Here is a 16,590-nt window from a genome sequence, read left to right on the forward strand (position 1 = left end):
GCTGATTATTCAAGCACTTAATATAGACTCTTTTATATATCACGATATTATAGGTAATAGGCAATATGATTCTTTTTTTGAAGCATTATATAATTACTTAAATGATAGTACACCAACAATCATGCCTTTAGTATCTGAATAAGAAAGAATATTATCCTATTGTTGAAGAATTATGTAATGAATCTTTAAAGGAAAAAACATCATCAATAATGATATATTTAGAAAAAGAATCTAATAATCACCCTCTACCTAGATGGGAATATGAAGAAACTTTAGAATATTATTTAAAAACTAGAAAAAATTATGATAAGCTTAAACCTGAACCCGAAATAGAAAGCAGCAAAGATGAACCTAATTTAAATTATGCAGAATTAGATTTAAAATATTATGAAGAATCTTTAGACTATTACTGAAAGGTTATAGGGTAGGGTAATAAAATTTTCCTCTCACTTGACATTATAATAATAGGCAGCTATCTTAAGTGTAAAATTAAAACAGGGTATTTATGATAAGGTATTTAATAATTTTATTTGCTTCTATAGCTTTAATTGGCTGTACCGGTCCAAAAACTACGAAACCCAAAGAAGTAGTAGAGCTTGACGGTGGTCCAAGCTATGCAATTATGCAAACAATCGATAGTACTAACAGAAATATCGCTAGCACTACTTCATCTCTTCCGAGTACTCCGGCTAGATAGAAATGCTTGCTATTATTTCTTCTGCTAAAACTCTAAATTTCAAGAAGTTAGCTCCCAAGACGGAGCTGACGATTCCAATGTTCCTTACGTTAACTAATAAACTACTTTCTAAACTCCAAAGCTATTCTGAGAATCAATTATCGAAAATAATGAATATAAGTGCAAAACTTGCACATATAAATAAAGAAAGATTTAAGGATTTTGATAATCAAGAGAGTAAAGCGGCTATTTTTGCTTATACAGGAGATGTTTTTAATAATATACATATAGAAAAATTAACTAATCATGCATTAAATTTCTTGCAATCACATTTGCTTATTATATCAGGACTTTACGGAGTCTTAAAACCGCTAGATACTATTAAGCCGTATAGATTAGAAATGGCAACAAAATTAAATGAAATAAATTTAACAAACTTTTGGCAAGATGAAGTCACTAACTATATTAATAAAATTCTTGCTAAACAGGAAAATAAATATTTACTTAACCTAGCATCACAAGAATATTCATCTGTAATAAACCCCAATAAACTTAAATATCAATTAGTTAACGTTCATTTTAAAGAAAATAGGAACGGTAAATTATCAACAATCGGTATAAATGCTAAAAAAGCTCGAGGGGCGATGGTCAAGGTTATTGCTAACAACCTAATTGACTCACCTGAGCTACTTAAGAATTTCTCATATTTAGGTTATGCATTTAGTACTAAACACTCATCTGATAACGAATTGGTGTTTATTAAGAGTTAAAATAGTGGGGTGAAATACTAATAGAAATGCTTCAAGTTATTAACTTTAATTAAAAAATTAGTATTTTCTTTACAAAAGAGTGGGTTTACTTTATAATAACTGCAAAATGGAGAATGGTGAGTGATAGTGGGCTCGAACCACCGACCTTTACGATGTCAACGTAATGCTCTAACCAACTGAGCTAATCACCCTTATAATTTTTTTAATCTTTATGTAGTTTTGGCTTTATTGAATTATGGACCTTATAATATTTACAATTAAGATAAGTGTCAATTGATTAGTTCAAGTTATATGTTAAAAGATTATATTGATAAAAAATAGTTATATTGCATACATTTATTAAAAAAATAGAAAAAACTCCTAAAACAGCTATTGCAATAACTAAAACTTAAGATTAAAGGAAGGTTTTAATGCAAAACTTTGATAAATTTAAAAAAGAGTTATTATCAAACCCCGAAGTAAAAAAAGCTTATGAAGCACGAAAAATGGAATTTGAGATAGCAAGCATTTTAATAAAGGTTCGTCTTGCATCTAATATGACTCAGGCGGATGTTGCTAAAAAAATGTCTAATTCTCAAGCGCAAATAGCAAGAATGGAAAGCGGACATCATATTCCTAATTTCTTAAGCCTTCAAAAATACGCTAAAGCTGTAAATCAAAAAATTAATTTGTTGATTACCCCATCATAAGGTGTACTAACTAAATCTATATGTAGTTTTTAACCCTTGTTTTTTTAAAAAATTCATTAATGTACTAGACTTCAAGCTTTATTTCCATTACTTATAATATTTTATTATTTAGTCTATAATTTTATGGTGGATTTAAAAACTAAAGCCTTTGATATTTCTCAAAATTTCACTATTTCTCTTGACGGTCCTGCTGCTTCAGGTAAAGGGACTATCGGTTTAATACTGGCCAAGAAATTTTCTCTTAAATATTTTCAGTCAAGTATTGTTTATAGGCAGCTTGCGTTTTACTGTATTAGTCAAAAAATAGATGTCACTGATATAGATGCGGTAATTGCTTTATCTAAAGAATTAAAACTTGACAATAATTTTGACTTAGAGAATGAGAATATAGGAAATATAGCATCGCAAATTGCCGTAATAAGTGAAATTAGAAATAATCTAAACAAATACCTGATTAATCTAGTAAAAACAACACCTAGAATGATTATGGAGGGTAGGGATATAGGCACCGTTGTTGCACCGGACGCCGATTTAAAGATTTTTATAACCGCAAATCCTCAAATTAGGGCTGAAAGACGATATAAGCAGTTGCAAGCAAAAGGAAAAACATGTATACTCGATGAGATTTTACGGCAAATAATTTTGCGAGATAAAAGAGATAAAGAGCGAAAAGCTGCACCGTTATTACCGGCTTCAGATGCTTTAATTATCGATACTTCAAAGCTTTCGGCTATGGAAGTCGTAGAAGAAGTAACAAATTATATAAAGAATAAAATAACGTGAAAAAGTGCTAGGTTATTTTATTCGATTTTATGGCGTTATTGCATGGCTAGTATGTCATTCCCGCGTAGGCGGGAATTCAGTCACTAAAAGGTAAAAACACACTGAATTTTTAATATTAAAAGCTCAATTTTGCTTTTTCTGGATTCCTGCCTACGCGGGAATGACATAGAACACTTTTTTTTAGCCATGCAAGAGCATCCAATTTTATTAACCTTTCAAAAAAATTTTATTAGCCTAGGCACTTTAGCTAATATTACGAGAAGAATATGTCAATAAAACTAAAACAACGATTTGTTCCACAACTTGCAGCAATGAATCACGCATTTGCAGAAGATTTCTCTAAAATGCTTGAAACCGTTGATACAAGTCATATAAAAGAAAAAACGGTAGTTAAAGGTCAAGTCATCGAAATAAAAAACGATATAATTATTGTTGACGTTGGATTAAAAAATGAAGGTAGAATACCTAAATCTGAATTTTTAGCTTTACCTAAAGTTGGGGACGTAGTTGAAGTTTTCATCGAGAAAATTGAAGGACGTAACGGCAGAACAATATTGAGCCGTGAAAAAGCAGTTAAAGAGGAATTATGGGGACAACTAGAAATCATGTGTTCCAAGGGCGAATTTGTCGACGGTACGATTTTCGGTCGTGTAAAAGGAGGCTTTACCGTGGATTTATCCGGTGTAGTAGCATTCTTACCGGGAAGCCAAGTTGACGTTAGACCTATTAAAGATCCTACTTCTATAATGAATATCAAGCAACCGTTTAAAATTTTAAGTATGGATAAAAAGCTTGGTAATATAGTAGTTTCAAGAAGAGCCATTTTAGAAGAATCACGTTCCGAAGCTAGAGATGAGATGCTATCTAAAATTAAAGAAGGCATGGTATTAGAAGGAACCGTAAAAAATATTACTGATTACGGTGCGTTTATCGATCTTGGAAGTGTTGATGGTTTATTACATTTAACCGATATTTCTTGGGGAAGAGTGAACCATCCTTCAGAAGTGTTAGACTTTAACCAAAAGGTTAAAGTAATGGTTATTAAGTTTGATGAAAAAACCAAAAGAATATCACTCGGTATAAAACAACTTGATTCTAACCCATGGGAAGCAATTAAAGAAGAATTCCACGTCGGTAAACAAATGACCGGTAAAGTTACAAATTTTGCTGATTACGGCGTATTTATAGAATTAAAAGACGGGCTTGAGGGACTTGTTCATTCAAGCGAAATTAGTTGGTTAAAATCTAATCAAAATCCTAGAAAAACGCTAACTATAGGGCAAGAAGTAGAATTCGTAGTTTTAGAGGTCGATACTGAAAAGCATCGTGTTTCTTTAAGTATTAAACAATGCCAAGAAAATCCTTTAACAAAGTTCGCTGAAAATAATCCTGTCGGTACTATAATTAAAGCACCGATTAGAAATATTACGGATTTCGGTATTTTTGTTGCACTCGGTAATAATATGGACGGCATGATTCATGAAGGTGATATTAGCTGGGAAGATAAAGGAACGGATCTATTAAAATCATACAAAAAAGGTGACGAAATAGAATGCAAAGTTCTAGCCATTAATATTGAAAAAGAACAAGTTAGTTTAGGTATAAAACAATTGTCGCCGAATCCATATCAAGAAATCAGTGATGAATATAAAAAAGGCACCATAGTTAAAGCCCTTATAACAGAAGTTAAAGATGAAGGACTCGAAGTATTATTAAACGATAAAGTAGCAGGTTTTATTAAAAGCACTGAACTATCGGATGAAAAAGACGAGCAGAAGCCTGAAATGTTTCAAATAGACAAAGAAATAGAAGCAAAAGTTGTTTCTATCGAGAAATCAACCGGTAGAATTTTATTATCGGTAAAAGCTCATAAAATAGCAGAACGTCAAAAAGCTCTCAAAACATATGGTTCTAGTGATAATACTACCAATATGGGAGATATACTTGCTAATGCTTTAGAAGATAAGAAGTAATAATCTATTATAAGTCATTGCGAGGAGAAACTGTAAGTTTCAACGAAGCAATCTCAGGAGTTCTATGCTACTTCATGAGGTTACCAAACGTCGGTTATTAAAATAACCTCCTCGTAATGACGAAAAACTATTTAATTAATCAATTTCAGGAGAAAATATTAATGTCGTATGTACCGATAGTAATTGAACCAACATCACGCGGTGAACGTGCTTATGATATATATTCAAGATTGCTAAAAGAACGTATAATCTTTGTATGTAGTACTGTTGAAGATCATATGGCAAACTTAATTGTTGCACAATTATTGTTTCTTGAAGCAGAAAATCCTAAAAAAGATATATATATGTATATCAATTCCCCCGGAGGAGTTGTAACCGCAGGTCTTGCAATTTATGACACAATGCAATATATAAAACCTAAAGTGGCTACATTATGCATAGGTCAAGCTTGTTCTATGGGTTCACTTTTACTGTGCGGGGGCGAGAAGGGGATGCGTTATAGTTTACCTCACAGTCGTATTATGATCCATCAACCATCAGGAGGTTATAAAGGGCAAGCTACCGATATAGAAATCCACGCTCAAGAAACCCTAAAAATCAAAAGGTTACTTAACGAATTGTATAGTAAACATACTGAACAAGAGTTACAACATATCGAAAAAAGTATGGAACGTGATAATTTCATGTCACCGGAAGAAGCAAAAAAATTTGGATTAGTAGATAATATAATATCGTCCAGAGATGCTATGACATTGTTAGCAAAATAAAGATTAAATTTTATAGATTTAGTTTTATTATTATAGTATAAGAGAATTAATTTGTTATAGTCAAGTCAGTGGGATTTGCACACCAGAAGCGAGGAGTTAAACCTAACTAATAGGAGAATGACGATGCAGGCGAGTCCAAATCAATTGACTATATTGGGGTCATAGCTCAGTTGGTAGAGTGTTTGAATGGCATTCAAAAGGTCGGGGGTTCGACTCCCCCTGGCTCCACCATGTCTTATTGCTATTTCAATTTATAAATACTTCACACAGTAAACATATCATAAACTAAGGACTTTTTGCTTTTCAAAAAAAGTTAGATAATATTCAAATCTTATCATAATTCCTTTTTAGATTAGTTTTAACTTACTTAGTGAATTAATAAGAGGCTATAAAATGCATAAAGTAATTACACAATTATCAGAAAAATTAAATTAATTGGTATTAACAACAGGCCGGAGAATATAAAGCTCAAAGCGGGGCATTTTAAAGGTAATACAAGTTATTTAATGATAAACAATATATTAACATAAGCTTTACCCCACTTTCTACTTCTCATTTTTTGCTTTTTTTTAAAATGGCTAGAAATGCCACATATAAAACTATGGTGGGATAAGGATATAGAATGGAGTTTAGAATTGATCGAACAAAAATACTCAAGCTATGTTATAGGGTATAAGCTAGAAAATAATGAGCCTAAAAATATACACGCTTACATTATAGAAGCAGACTGTACTCCTTTACAATGCTTATGATTTTGAACGTTCAGACCCATTAATAAACTTACCTTCAAAACTTGCAGCACTTGATTATTTCTTTAATGCTTAGGTTCTGTGGACATTTAATAGAATAATCATAATTATGACTCTTTTTTGCTGCAAATTATAAGTTTTTTCGAAATATGAATAACTATTCCTTCAAAAATCTTATTAATTTTCGCTAAAAAATACTTCAAAATAAAAAATCAATTAGAAATCTTCACAGAACCTAGATATATTATATATAGATTAAGTATAAAAAGAATTAGTGAGAAAATGCTAAAAGATCAGAATTTAGATATAGAAAGAAAGCAAGACCATATTGAAATTAATCTTACGAAAAATGTTGAATCTACACTTAAAAACGGTTTTGAATCTATTCACTTTATTCACAATGCATTACCGGAAATTAACTACGATAGCATCAATACAACTACTACTTTCCTCGGCAAATCTTTACAAGCACCTATTCTAATTTCTAGTATGACCGGAGGCACGACTAGAGCTAGAGATATTAACTATAGACTTGCACAGGTCGCTCAAAAAGCCGGTATTGCTATGGGGCTTGGCTCTATGCGGGTTTTGTTAACGGAACCGGATACAATCAAGACATTTGCAGTAAGGCATATAGCTCCCGATATCCCTTTACTAGCCAATATCGGTGCAGTACAGCTTAATTATGGCGTAACACCCAAAGAATGTCAGTATTTAGTAGATGCTATTAAAGCCGATGCCTTAATTTTACACTTAAACGTGTTACAGGAACTGACACAGCCGGAAGGTAATAGAAACTGGGAAAAGCTGTTACCTAAGATAAGAGAAGTGGTTCATTACCTCTCTATTCCAGTAATTGTTAAGGAAGTAGGATACGGTTTATCTAAAAAAGTTGCTGAGAGTCTTATTGACGCAGGGGTTAAGGTTCTTGATATTGCAGGGAGCGGTGGGACATCTTGGAGTCAAGTAGAGGCTTATCGTGCTACAAATTCGTTACAAAACCGTATAGCTAGTAGCTTTATTAACTGGGGAATCCCGACTTTAGATTCTCTAAAAATGGTGCGGGAAGTTTCAAAAGATATTCCGATTATTACCAGTGGCGGGTTAAAATCCGGCATTGACGGTGCAAAAGCAATTCGTATAGGAGCTAATATTTTTGGACTTGCCGGTCAATTTTTAAAAGCAGCAGATACTTCTGAAAGCTTGCTTTTCGAAGAGATACAATTGATAATCGAGCAGCTTAAAATTACCATGCTATGCACCGGATCACGCACTTTAAAAGATTTAGCAAAAGCAGAGATTAGGTTGTAGTAAAATTTATATTCATAATATATTGGCATCAAATTCAAAAATAACTCTTTCGGCCTTATAATCACTCATTTGAACAAGTTTAATTTCTAGTAAATTCGTTAATGACTTTCCGCTAAAATATTAATGCCAGCTTATTTTCAGGAATAACCACAACTTCCCATAATCTTTTATGCATTTGCCAAATTTGCTTAGCTACTTGCCTACCAACTTCTTTATTTTGAAATCTTGCTATAATAAAAAATTCCCCCATATTCCAATCGATTTTATAATGCGTTCCAACCTTATTAAGCAATATAAAACCTGCTATTTCGTCATTTAATTTAATTCAATAGGCTTTCCTATCCGTTTCTATAAAATATTTTTTGTAATTATCAGCTTCATATAAACTATCTCGTGACAATGTCCAATCATATTCATCTGATTCAAACCCACAATAACGCGATATATCATATATATAAAACCGTACCATATTTTGGACTAGAGGATAATCAGCAACGGTTGCAGTGGTTAAACGTATATTCTTTACAGATTCATTCTTCATAACTCTTTTCTTAAATATAATTTAGCCATTTCTCTGGAATTATGATAATCTAACACTTCATAAAATATATGCATACTGTCTTTAGCACATCGATAACCAGAAGTAAGATCAACGATTACGAGGCTATATTTTTTTACTATTTCTTCTAAATATTCCATAAGCTTTTTACCTATTTGTTTTCCCCGATAATTCTCATCAATAATTAAAGCTTCAATATGAATTCTAGTTTTATCTGAGGCGAAAAGCAGCGATTTAGACCAAGCAATAAATCCAACTATTTTATTATCTAAACTAGCTAAAGCAACACCATACCCCTCACTATTTATAAAATTCTTAAAACGTGCTATTAATTCTTCTGAACTAGAAGGATAGCCAAGTTGAGCCATCAAAGGTAAAATATTTGTAATATTATCAGGAGTTACTAAACTAATATTTACACTACTCATAATTATCCTTTTTCTCTTCGTTTCTTTAACCTAGCTAAATCTTTTGGACTAGGTAAATAGCTTTTTCATTTCGTAGGTAAATTCTTCGGTTAATTTAAGTTTAAATTTACCCGTTTTTAATTCAATAACAACATAGCATTTAAGTTTAACATGATAAAAAACTAAATCTAAGTAATCATCCTCTCCTTCTAATTCTATAGGTATGGATTACCTATAAATGCAAAATCTTGACCGAGTTCTAATAAAAAATCCTTAATATTATCTATTAGCTTATTTTCTAGTTCTCGTTCTAAAATATTTTCTTTAATATCTAGAAATTCTAAATTATAAGGATTTTTTATCATTGATTTTGCTAAATCAAACTGCATTGCCGGTAAAGTATGTCCAAAATTATTTATACTTTTTCCTGATCTTGCGTATAAATTGCTTTTAATTTGCAAGGTTAGTACGTTACGTGACCAACCATTTTCTATAGTTTTGTGTGCATACATACCAAAGCCTTTCAGTATGATTTTTAACTTTTGAGACAATGACTATATGATATCCCCAGGGAATTTCTCCAACAGGCTGTTGGGGGATTCGTTCATCATTATATTCTTCAGCAAATTGCCTCATATAAGAAATATTTTAATAAGATAATCTTTTCATTTCAGGCAATTCTTTTAATAAGTCTTTAGAAATATTTTCTATAACTTTTGCTCCCCACTTCTCAAGCTTTTGACGTTTAATTATTTGAACACCAATATTTCAATATAGTTTTATCAATTCTTTATTTACGCTTAAATGTGCACGAATTCGTATGTGCTTGATTTCTAGCTTCAGATTCTCAATTCAATCGTAGTATGCTTTGTAATCTAAAATATTATTCATTTACTCAATATTATTTGTATGCTCTAAAATCTTCTCTGCTAAAGCATTTGCCGTTAGATCACTAACATCTATTTCTAACAAATGAGAATGCGTTATATTAATTAACTCTGCGTTTCCTGCAATACTCAAAGATTTATAAAACAAAACTCTATCGGGCCTTTGTATTCGTTTATTATTTTTCTCTACTGAAATGAAATAAGTAGTTTTACCGGTACAACAAGAGAGTCACGCTGCAAAGCCATATTTTCTACTTGCTTAAAAAGCTTATGATCACCTTAATTATCTTCTAAGACATTGGTTAATATTATTATATGGCTTTTTGGTTATTTAGGTATATGTTAAATATTGCTGAATATTATAGAAAGTACTAAAAAACACAGAATTTCCTTTCATATATCCTTTAGTGTTTTATAATGGCATACAAAAATAATACTGCTCCTTTAAATTTATGGGAATTATTTGAAAATAGTGAATTAGTAAAAGCTAGTTGTATTAATGATTATCAGCTAATTAATGTTCATGAAATTCCTGATGAAAAATTGATAGAAAATACTTGGTCTGGAATTTTATAATTTTTTATGAAGCACATTCATACACGAGATTTGTTAAAGAGATGGTAAGAAATAGCAGACCTTTTACCTATATTTGCTGAGGTTAATATAGGGATTGATTATATAGAGTTAATTTTATTCTACATTTTGACCAAACTCGGTCAAAATGATATAATAGAAATAGCAAAAATACTTAAAGCACAATTAATATAGCCAAAAATTTAATCACAGCTGGTGTAAAAACTGATTTAATAGCTACCTCAACCGGATTAAAGAAGGAAGAGGTTAAAAACTTAAATAAATTACTTATACATGTATTTATTATCATTTATATTAGGAGGATTAAAAGTATTACTCCGTCAATTACATTTATCAATTCGCTCTATAGAGTTTTATAAAGATGTATATAAAAACTATCAAGGGTACGGAATAAGATATGTATTTACCTTATCTTTTATTCCATCAATAATTTATTGTATTTTTATATTAAATTACATAATAACTTTAAAAGATTATTTTAACGGAATACAATCATCAAAAGTTACAGCCAACATTGAATATATTATCAATCAATTACCGGAAATTAAATATAATAATTCAAACATTTCAGTTGAAGAAGTAGAGCCTATATATTTATATAGTAAGAATAACAATAAAATAGTCGTCATTGATACAAAAAATCAAGTTTCTAACAAAGAAAAAAGCAAAATACCGTTTGTACTTGAAGAGAATAAGCTGAAGATAAATTTAATTGTAGCCAATACTAAGAAAAATTTCCCAAGTACTGTTAACTATTCTGAGATATTCAAGCAAAATGAAGTAATTTTAACTCCTGAAATAATAAAAAAATATTTTGCCAATCATTTATTATATGCCCCCAATTTATTTATTTATTTCGGTATGCCGGCTATTATATTATTGTGGTTTGTAACATTCTTATTAGAGAGAAGTATTATAGTTTTGTTAGTATATAGCTTAGCTAATTTACTTACTACTAAAACTTCAATACAAACTTCTATAAGGTTAGTAATGTTTTCAAGCGGAGTCCCGATAATATTACAACCGGTTATTATTATATTAATACCGGAATTAAGCATATTATTACAGCTACTACAAATGTTTACAACTTGTTTAGTATTTGTCGCTATTTGGCAAATTAACAAGAACCTATCGCACTATATGTAAGAAAAATCAGTTAGCATATAATATGTGATTTTAAATCCTCAATTTACTAAACAAATAGCCTATTATTAAAAAAATAAAAGTTTTTATTGTTAAAATGAAACCTAAAGTTATTTTTTTATAAATTTATTTAAATGGGTAAGAAAAAAAAGAAAGTAAGGTTTGCAGAAGAGCCGCAAGTTAAGGAATTTTCACAAGATAAAGAAGCAACAGAAGTAGACCTTATAAGAGGAAGAGTAATTAATATTTATGATAAAGGTGGCTACTTAAAGCCGGATCAATTGGTAATCCATGAACGAGAAGCTATTGGAGTAAAAATGTTGAAGTAAAGAGCAATCTAAATTTCTTTCAACAAATTTTCGCTGCAGTAGGTCTTATAAAGGACACAAAAACAATCAAAGAAGAATTTACTTATACTATCGGCGATATACAAGGAATATTAAAGGATAACGGTCAATTTATCAATAATTCTGAAGAAATTAGAAAATTTGTTGATAAAAATAGAGATATTCAAATTGCAGATATTGACGGTATCGGTATTGGTAATTTAAAGCATCAGGGTAAAATACAAATTAATTCATAAGTAATGAAAAAATTATTCTTTATAAGGATGGTCAATTAGCTGCTATTGCAAGAAAAGGTCCACTTATAAGTCAAGAAGGAGAGCCTTTATACAAAGATAACTTAGTCCAAAAAGATAATAAAGTTTATCTAGTTGGAGATGTCAGAAGAAATATTGATACACCTTTTAGAGATCCCAAAACTAGAGCTAGAGATAATTGGAATAGATTAATAAAGAAATTTAAGCATGCTTTAATACCGGAACATGAGTTAGGAAAATTAAACGATGCAATATAGTAGATTCTGTAAGAGTTAAAGTAGTTCATCCAAATCCAAAACTTTGCAGAACATCATCTTCAAGAAATAGCTCAAGGTAAACAAATATGGGATGGGCATAAATTTAAAATATTACGTATGGGACCAGAAGAAAAAAATCACCAATTATTCTATGATACCTCCTCTCAAAGATTACTTGATGCTAACGGTAAAGTAGCTTCTACTATCGGTAAAGAAAGTAAAAGCATGAATAATGTTCAAGCATTTGTAATGGGAGAGGATGGAACAATTTATATGGGTACTCATAAAAATCAATATTTGCCAAATACTAAAAATCTTGTTCACGGTTCATTTTTAAGTGGAAAGCCTGCGGAAGCAGCAGGAGTTATAGGTATAAATGATAGGGGAAAATTGATTGCCTTCGTAATAATAGCGGTCATTATCAACCTGAAGCTTTAGACATGTACTGTGCTATAAAAAAATACAAGACACTATGGCCCGGTGCTTTAGATAAAAATTGTCAAATCGATATTCAAGGGCATCTACGAATACTTGTTACTGATTTTGTAAAAAATATGGAAACCAAAGTAGATTTCAGAAAAAATGCTAAAACTCATTATGAAAAACTAAGAGAGGCAAGAATAGAGAAAATTAAAAATTATCAAACTAATTTAAAAAATATTGCTGCTTCTTCAAAACCTAAAGCTAGAAATAGAACAACAAACAGAGGGCGTGGATAATAAATTAACTATTTATAATTAAATGTCATTCCTGCGAAGCAGGCATCCAGCTAAATGTCATACTCCAGCATTGTTGCGTAGATTGGTAAAACCCATTATGTCACCTAGTTCGCTTGACCACTGGGACCATAAAAATAATTTAAAGTACTAATATTTAATTGGGTCCCTCTACAAACTTGCGGGATGATGACAAAGCAATTTTGGATTCCCGCTTCTAGCTAGGAATGATATCGAAGGTGTTTTTTGCACCATACAACAACGTCCCTAGGTAATGTTGGATTAACACTTATTTATAATATTCTCTCCTTCTTTTCTACTGCTACTAGTTTTTACACAATTAAATTTTAGTTTATATTAACAAGCTAATTTTTTATTAAATAATATAATTATATACTTGACTAAATTACTTGGGTATTGTAGATATTAAACAATTTTAAGTTTTAATAGGTTGGTTATATGATGCTGACGACGAAAGGAAGATATGCCGTAATGGCAATACTTGAAATGGCTTCAAAATCAAGTGCCGAACCGGTCACTTTGAATGAAATGTCCGTAAAACAAAATATATCGCTTAACTATTTAGAACAGATATTTTCTAAACTTAAAAAAGCTGATCTAGTTAAGGCTATTAGAGGATCGAAAGGTGGGTATATTTTAATCGGTAACCTAGAAGAAATAAAAATTTCCGATATTATGGACGCCGTTAACGAAAATTTTATAATGACTACCTGCTATAAGAAGTCAGTTAAAACTTGCGTGCCTGATACAATAAAATGTAATTCGCATAAATTATGGCAAGGTCTTGGTAAGCATATTAGAGATTATTTTGAAAATATCTCAATTAAAGATGCTTTAAACTCAAATTTAAATATATGATATATTTAGACCATAATGCTACTACTTTTATCGACCCTAGAGTTAAGGAATTCATAATAAGTTTAATGGACAAGGAGCTTAACCCTTCATCAGCACATAGCTCAGGTAGATTTGCTAAGAATCTCATAGAAACAGTACGCGCACAAATAGCGACGGCTCTTGGTATAACCTTATCATCTAGAGAATATGATATTACTTTTACTTCATCAGGAACTGAAGGTAATAATTTAATAATGAAAAATTTTTATGACGGCGATATTTTTATTTCAGCTATTGAACATTTATCGATCTATAACCATATAAACTACGCTCCAAATATTAAAGTTATAAGTGTTAATACGCAAGGGCTAGTTGATTTAGAACATTTAGAAGAGTTGTTAGCTCAAAGTAATACTAGTAAAAAACTAGTTTCCATAATAATGGCTAATAATGAAAGCGGAGTTTTACAAGATATAGCTGAGATAGGTAAAATAACTAAAAAATATGAGGCAAAATTTCATAGCGATTTAGTGCAAGGTTTTGGCAGAATACCAATAAATATCAAAGCATTAGGATTAGATTTTGCTACAATTTCAGGGCATAAAATAGGAGGGGGGCAGGGTGGTGCTGCTTTAATTTCTAACTCTAATTTTCAAGTTACTCCAATGATTATAGGAGGAGGGCAGGAAAAATCAGTACGCTCAGGCACTGAAAATGTTTTAGCAATTGCAGGATTTGGTTTAGCTTCTGCATTGAGGACAGACAATATCTCAGAAAATTATATAAAAATCAAAAAGTTACAAGAAAATTTAGAGGAAAAATTAAAAAAATATCCTAATGTAAATATTATTAGTAATAACGTAGCTAGGTTGCCTAATACTACCTTAATTACTATACCAAATACGGATGCACAAGCGAAATTAATCGGGTTTGATTTACATAATATTTGCGTAAGTTCCGGTTCTGCTTGTTCATCGGGAAAAATATCTAAATCGCATGTATTAACCAATATGGGTGTAGGGGAAGAAGAAGCAAAATCTTCGATTAGGATATCTTTAAGCCATACTAATACGGTAAGTGATATAGAGGCTTTTATAGAGGCTTTTGAGGAGATTTACGATGTCATTCCTAGCTAAAAGCTACATTGGTTGCACGGCTCCGTTTATGTCATTCCCGCTTCCGCAGGAATGACATCGATGACTATTTAAACTATACCAAAACATGAATTAATTTAACCATATGAACCCACAATTAAACAATTTAACCTTACCGATATATATGGATTATCAGGCGACGACTCCAATAGATCCAAGAGTAATGGAGGCAATGTTGCCTTATTTTACTACCAAGTTCGGCAATCCTCATTCACGCAGCCATTCTTTCGGTTGGGAGGCAGAAAACGCCGTTGAAGAGGCAAGGAGTATGGTAGCAAAGTTAATAGGAGCGGATGCTAAAGAAATTATTTTCACTTCCGGTGCAACTGAGTCTAATAATCTTGCAATAAAGGGAATAGCAAAATTTTACAGCAATAAAAAGAATCATATTATTACCGTAGTCAGTGAACATAAATGCGTACTTGATGCTTGCAGGCATTTAGAGCAAGAAGGTATAAAAATCACATACTTACCGATTAAGCCAAATGGAATAATCGATTTAGAAACTCTAAAAAATGCCATTACCGATCAGACTATGTTAGTTTCAGTTATGGTGGTTAATAATGAAATAGGTGTTGTTCAGCCTTTAAAGGAAATCGGGAAAATTTGCCGTGAAAAGGGCGTTTTTTTTCATTCCGATATTGCTCAAGGTTTTGGTAAAATTCCAATTGATGTTAACGCATTTAATATTGATCTTGCCAGTATCTCAGGGCATAAAATTTACGGTCCGAAAGGAATAGGTGCATTATATGTAAGGAAAAAACCTCGTGTGCGTGTTACACCGCTCATAAACGGTGGCGGGCAGGAGAGAGGTATGCGTTCAGGTACACTACCGACTCCTTTAATCGTAGGGCTTGGCATGGCTGCTGAAATAGCGTATAGTGAGATGGAAAAAGATACTAAACACGTAAATTACTTATTCGACAGGTTTTTAAATAAAATACATAAGCGAATTTCAGAAGTTTATTTAAACGGCGATAAAAATCAAAGATATAAAGGTAATTTAAATTTAAGCTTTGCCGGAGTTGAAGGAGAATCAATGATCCTTGCCATTAAAGATTTAGCGGTTTCCTCCGGTTCTGCTTGTACTTCTGCCTCTTTAGAGCCGTCATATGTTTTACGTTCTATGGGAATCGGTGAAGAGCTTGCCCATACTGCAATTCGGTTCGGCATAGGTAGATTTACTACCGAGCAGGAAGTTGACTACGCAGTAAATTTAATATGCTCAAAAATCGATAAACTCAGGGCATTAAGCCCTCTTTGGGAAATGATGCAAGAGGGAATTGATTTGAAAAAGATTAAATGGGCTGTACATTGAGAATATCGGCATTGCGAGCAGCCGTAGGCTGCATGGCAATCTTATCAAATATCCTGAGATTGCTTCGTCAAAACTTACAGTTTTTTCCTCGCAATGACGGCTTAGGTATTCACACAAGTATAACATACAAAACCAAATTTTAGAGAATAACAATGGCTTATAGCAAAAAAGTGATAGATCATTATGAAAATCCTCGTAATGTTGGATCGCTTGATAAAGAAAATAAAAATGTTGGTACAGGACTAGTTGGAGCTCCTGCTTGCGGTGACGTTATGAAGTTACAAATCGCAGTTGATGATGACGGGATTATTACAGATGCTAAATTTAAAACATTCGGCTGCGGTTCAGCTATTGCTTCAAGTTCTTTAGTAACGGAGT

General features: G+C 31.7%; 21 protein-coding genes, 2 tRNA genes and 3 pseudogenes. 19 read left to right on the forward strand and 7 right to left on the reverse strand.

The window, feature by feature from the left end:
• Positions 1-209 precede the first annotated feature (209 nt).
• The 3 genes from BG75_RS04060 to BG75_RS04070 all read left to right on the forward strand — a co-directional run bounded on the left by BG75_RS04060 (position 210) and on the right by BG75_RS04070 (position 1,446).
• Entirely contained in the window at positions 210-413 is a 204-nt protein-coding gene (locus tag BG75_RS04060; protein ID WP_062811537.1) for a hypothetical protein, read from the forward strand.
• 92 nt (positions 414-505) lie between these two features.
• Positions 506-697, forward strand: a complete 192-nt coding sequence (locus tag BG75_RS04065) for a hypothetical protein (RefSeq protein ID WP_062811538.1) — start codon at positions 506-508, stop codon at positions 695-697.
• A 2-nt stretch (positions 698-699) separates the two neighbouring features.
• Positions 700-1,446 (forward strand): YaaA family protein, encoded by a 747-nt coding sequence (locus BG75_RS04070; protein ID WP_062811539.1) that lies wholly within the window; start codon positions 700-702, stop codon positions 1,444-1,446.
• 114 nt (positions 1,447-1,560) lie between these two features.
• Here BG75_RS04070 and BG75_RS04075 read toward each other — a convergent pair.
• Positions 1,561-1,637 (reverse strand) — tRNA-Val (locus BG75_RS04075).
• A 219-nt stretch (positions 1,638-1,856) separates the two neighbouring features.
• Here BG75_RS04075 and BG75_RS04080 point away from each other — a divergent pair.
• The 7 genes from BG75_RS04080 to fni all read left to right on the forward strand — a co-directional run bounded on the left by BG75_RS04080 (position 1,857) and on the right by fni (position 7,718).
• Entirely contained in the window at positions 1,857-2,135 is a 279-nt protein-coding gene (locus BG75_RS04080; RefSeq protein ID WP_217284882.1) for a helix-turn-helix transcriptional regulator, read from the forward strand.
• A 123-nt stretch (positions 2,136-2,258) separates the two neighbouring features.
• Positions 2,259-2,918 carry a (d)CMP kinase gene (cmk, locus tag BG75_RS04085; protein WP_062811540.1) on the forward strand — a complete coding sequence of 220 codons (660 nt, stop codon included), beginning with the start codon at positions 2,259-2,261 and terminating at the stop codon, positions 2,916-2,918.
• Between the two features lie 266 nt (positions 2,919-3,184).
• Positions 3,185-4,891 carry a 30S ribosomal protein S1 gene (locus tag BG75_RS04090; protein ID WP_062811541.1) on the forward strand — a complete coding sequence of 569 codons (1,707 nt, stop codon included), beginning with the start codon at positions 3,185-3,187 and terminating at the stop codon, positions 4,889-4,891.
• 161 nt (positions 4,892-5,052) lie between these two features.
• Complete coding sequence (gene clpP, locus BG75_RS04095; RefSeq protein ID WP_062811542.1) at positions 5,053-5,658, forward strand: ATP-dependent Clp endopeptidase proteolytic subunit ClpP; 606 nt, start codon at positions 5,053-5,055, stop codon at positions 5,656-5,658.
• A 155-nt stretch (positions 5,659-5,813) separates the two neighbouring features.
• Positions 5,814-5,889, forward strand: a tRNA-Ala gene (locus tag BG75_RS04100).
• 353 nt (positions 5,890-6,242) lie between these two features.
• Positions 6,243-6,410 carry a hypothetical protein gene (locus tag BG75_RS09005; protein WP_012736638.1) on the forward strand — a complete coding sequence of 56 codons (168 nt, stop codon included), beginning with the start codon at positions 6,243-6,245 and terminating at the stop codon, positions 6,408-6,410.
• A 279-nt stretch (positions 6,411-6,689) separates the two neighbouring features.
• Positions 6,690-7,718: a type 2 isopentenyl-diphosphate Delta-isomerase gene (gene fni, locus BG75_RS04105; RefSeq protein WP_062811543.1), complete on the forward strand. Its 1,029-nt coding sequence runs from the start codon at positions 6,690-6,692 to the stop codon at positions 7,716-7,718.
• Positions 7,719-7,830: 112 nt separating this feature from the next.
• Here the strand turns inward: fni and BG75_RS04110 are convergent, their stop codons facing one another.
• The 6 genes and pseudogenes from BG75_RS04110 to BG75_RS04130 all read right to left on the reverse strand — a co-directional run bounded on the left by BG75_RS04110 (position 7,831) and on the right by BG75_RS04130 (position 9,817).
• On the reverse strand, positions 7,831-8,010 hold the full coding sequence (locus BG75_RS04110) for a hypothetical protein (protein WP_062811544.1): 180 nt from the start codon (positions 8,008-8,010) through the stop codon (positions 7,831-7,833).
• 33 nt (positions 8,011-8,043) lie between these two features.
• Positions 8,044-8,259, reverse strand: coding sequence for a hypothetical protein (locus BG75_RS04115; protein WP_062811545.1), 216 nt, complete (start codon positions 8,257-8,259; stop codon positions 8,044-8,046).
• Positions 8,256-8,705: a GNAT family N-acetyltransferase gene (locus BG75_RS04120; RefSeq protein ID WP_062811546.1), complete on the reverse strand. Its 450-nt coding sequence runs from the start codon at positions 8,703-8,705 to the stop codon at positions 8,256-8,258. Before BG75_RS04120 ends, BG75_RS04115 begins: the two co-directional genes overlap by 4 nt.
• A gap of 48 nt (positions 8,706-8,753) precedes the next feature.
• Positions 8,754-9,196 (reverse strand): annotated as a pseudogene (locus tag BG75_RS10625) (PDDEXK nuclease domain-containing protein).
• Positions 9,156-9,320, reverse strand: a complete 165-nt coding sequence (locus tag BG75_RS07445; RefSeq protein WP_084777218.1) for a DUF1016 N-terminal domain-containing protein — start codon at positions 9,318-9,320, stop codon at positions 9,156-9,158. The pseudogene BG75_RS10625 and the gene BG75_RS07445 overlap by 41 nt, the downstream one beginning before the upstream one ends.
• Positions 9,321-9,575: 255 nt before the next feature.
• Positions 9,576-9,817: pseudogene (locus BG75_RS04130) on the reverse strand (hypothetical protein).
• A 171-nt stretch (positions 9,818-9,988) separates the two neighbouring features.
• Between BG75_RS04130 and BG75_RS08285 the strand changes: the two are divergent.
• The 9 genes and pseudogenes from BG75_RS08285 to BG75_RS09870 all read left to right on the forward strand — a co-directional run.
• Positions 9,989-10,147 (forward strand): transposase, encoded by a 159-nt coding sequence (locus BG75_RS08285; protein WP_062811548.1) that lies wholly within the window; start codon positions 9,989-9,991, stop codon positions 10,145-10,147.
• 291 nt (positions 10,148-10,438) lie between these two features.
• On the forward strand, positions 10,439-11,311 hold the full coding sequence (locus BG75_RS04140; RefSeq protein ID WP_062811549.1) for a DUF1189 family protein: 873 nt from the start codon (positions 10,439-10,441) through the stop codon (positions 11,309-11,311).
• A gap of 131 nt (positions 11,312-11,442) precedes the next feature.
• On the forward strand, positions 11,443-11,637 hold the full coding sequence (locus BG75_RS09865) for a hypothetical protein (RefSeq protein ID WP_252903645.1): 195 nt from the start codon (positions 11,443-11,445) through the stop codon (positions 11,635-11,637).
• 646 nt (positions 11,638-12,283) lie between these two features.
• The gene (locus BG75_RS04150; RefSeq protein WP_252903646.1) at positions 12,284-12,604 is read left to right on the forward strand and encodes a hypothetical protein; all 321 of its coding nucleotides are present in this window, start codon (positions 12,284-12,286) and stop codon (positions 12,602-12,604) included.
• 2 nt (positions 12,605-12,606) lie between these two features.
• Entirely contained in the window at positions 12,607-12,885 is a 279-nt protein-coding gene (locus BG75_RS09020) for a hypothetical protein (protein ID WP_217284900.1), read from the forward strand.
• Positions 12,886-13,341: 456 nt separating this feature from the next.
• Positions 13,342-13,761 (forward strand): Fe-S cluster assembly transcription factor, encoded by a 420-nt coding sequence (locus BG75_RS04155; RefSeq protein WP_012150915.1) that lies wholly within the window; start codon positions 13,342-13,344, stop codon positions 13,759-13,761.
• A complete protein-coding gene (locus BG75_RS04160) occupies positions 13,758-14,876 on the forward strand; it encodes a cysteine desulfurase family protein (RefSeq protein WP_062811550.1) in 1,119 nt (372 codons plus the stop codon). Before BG75_RS04155 ends, BG75_RS04160 begins: the two co-directional genes overlap by 4 nt.
• A 103-nt stretch (positions 14,877-14,979) precedes the next feature.
• Entirely contained in the window at positions 14,980-16,212 is a 1,233-nt protein-coding gene (locus tag BG75_RS04165) for an IscS subfamily cysteine desulfurase (protein WP_062811551.1), read from the forward strand.
• Between the two features lie 173 nt (positions 16,213-16,385).
• A pseudogene (locus BG75_RS09870) lies at positions 16,386-16,590 on the forward strand (iron-sulfur cluster assembly scaffold protein); the annotation flags it as partial.

The organism is Rickettsia endosymbiont of Proechinophthirus fluctus (assembly GCF_001602635.1).
In the GTDB taxonomy this organism is placed as follows: domain Bacteria; phylum Pseudomonadota; class Alphaproteobacteria; order Rickettsiales; family Rickettsiaceae; genus Rickettsia; species Rickettsia rickettsii.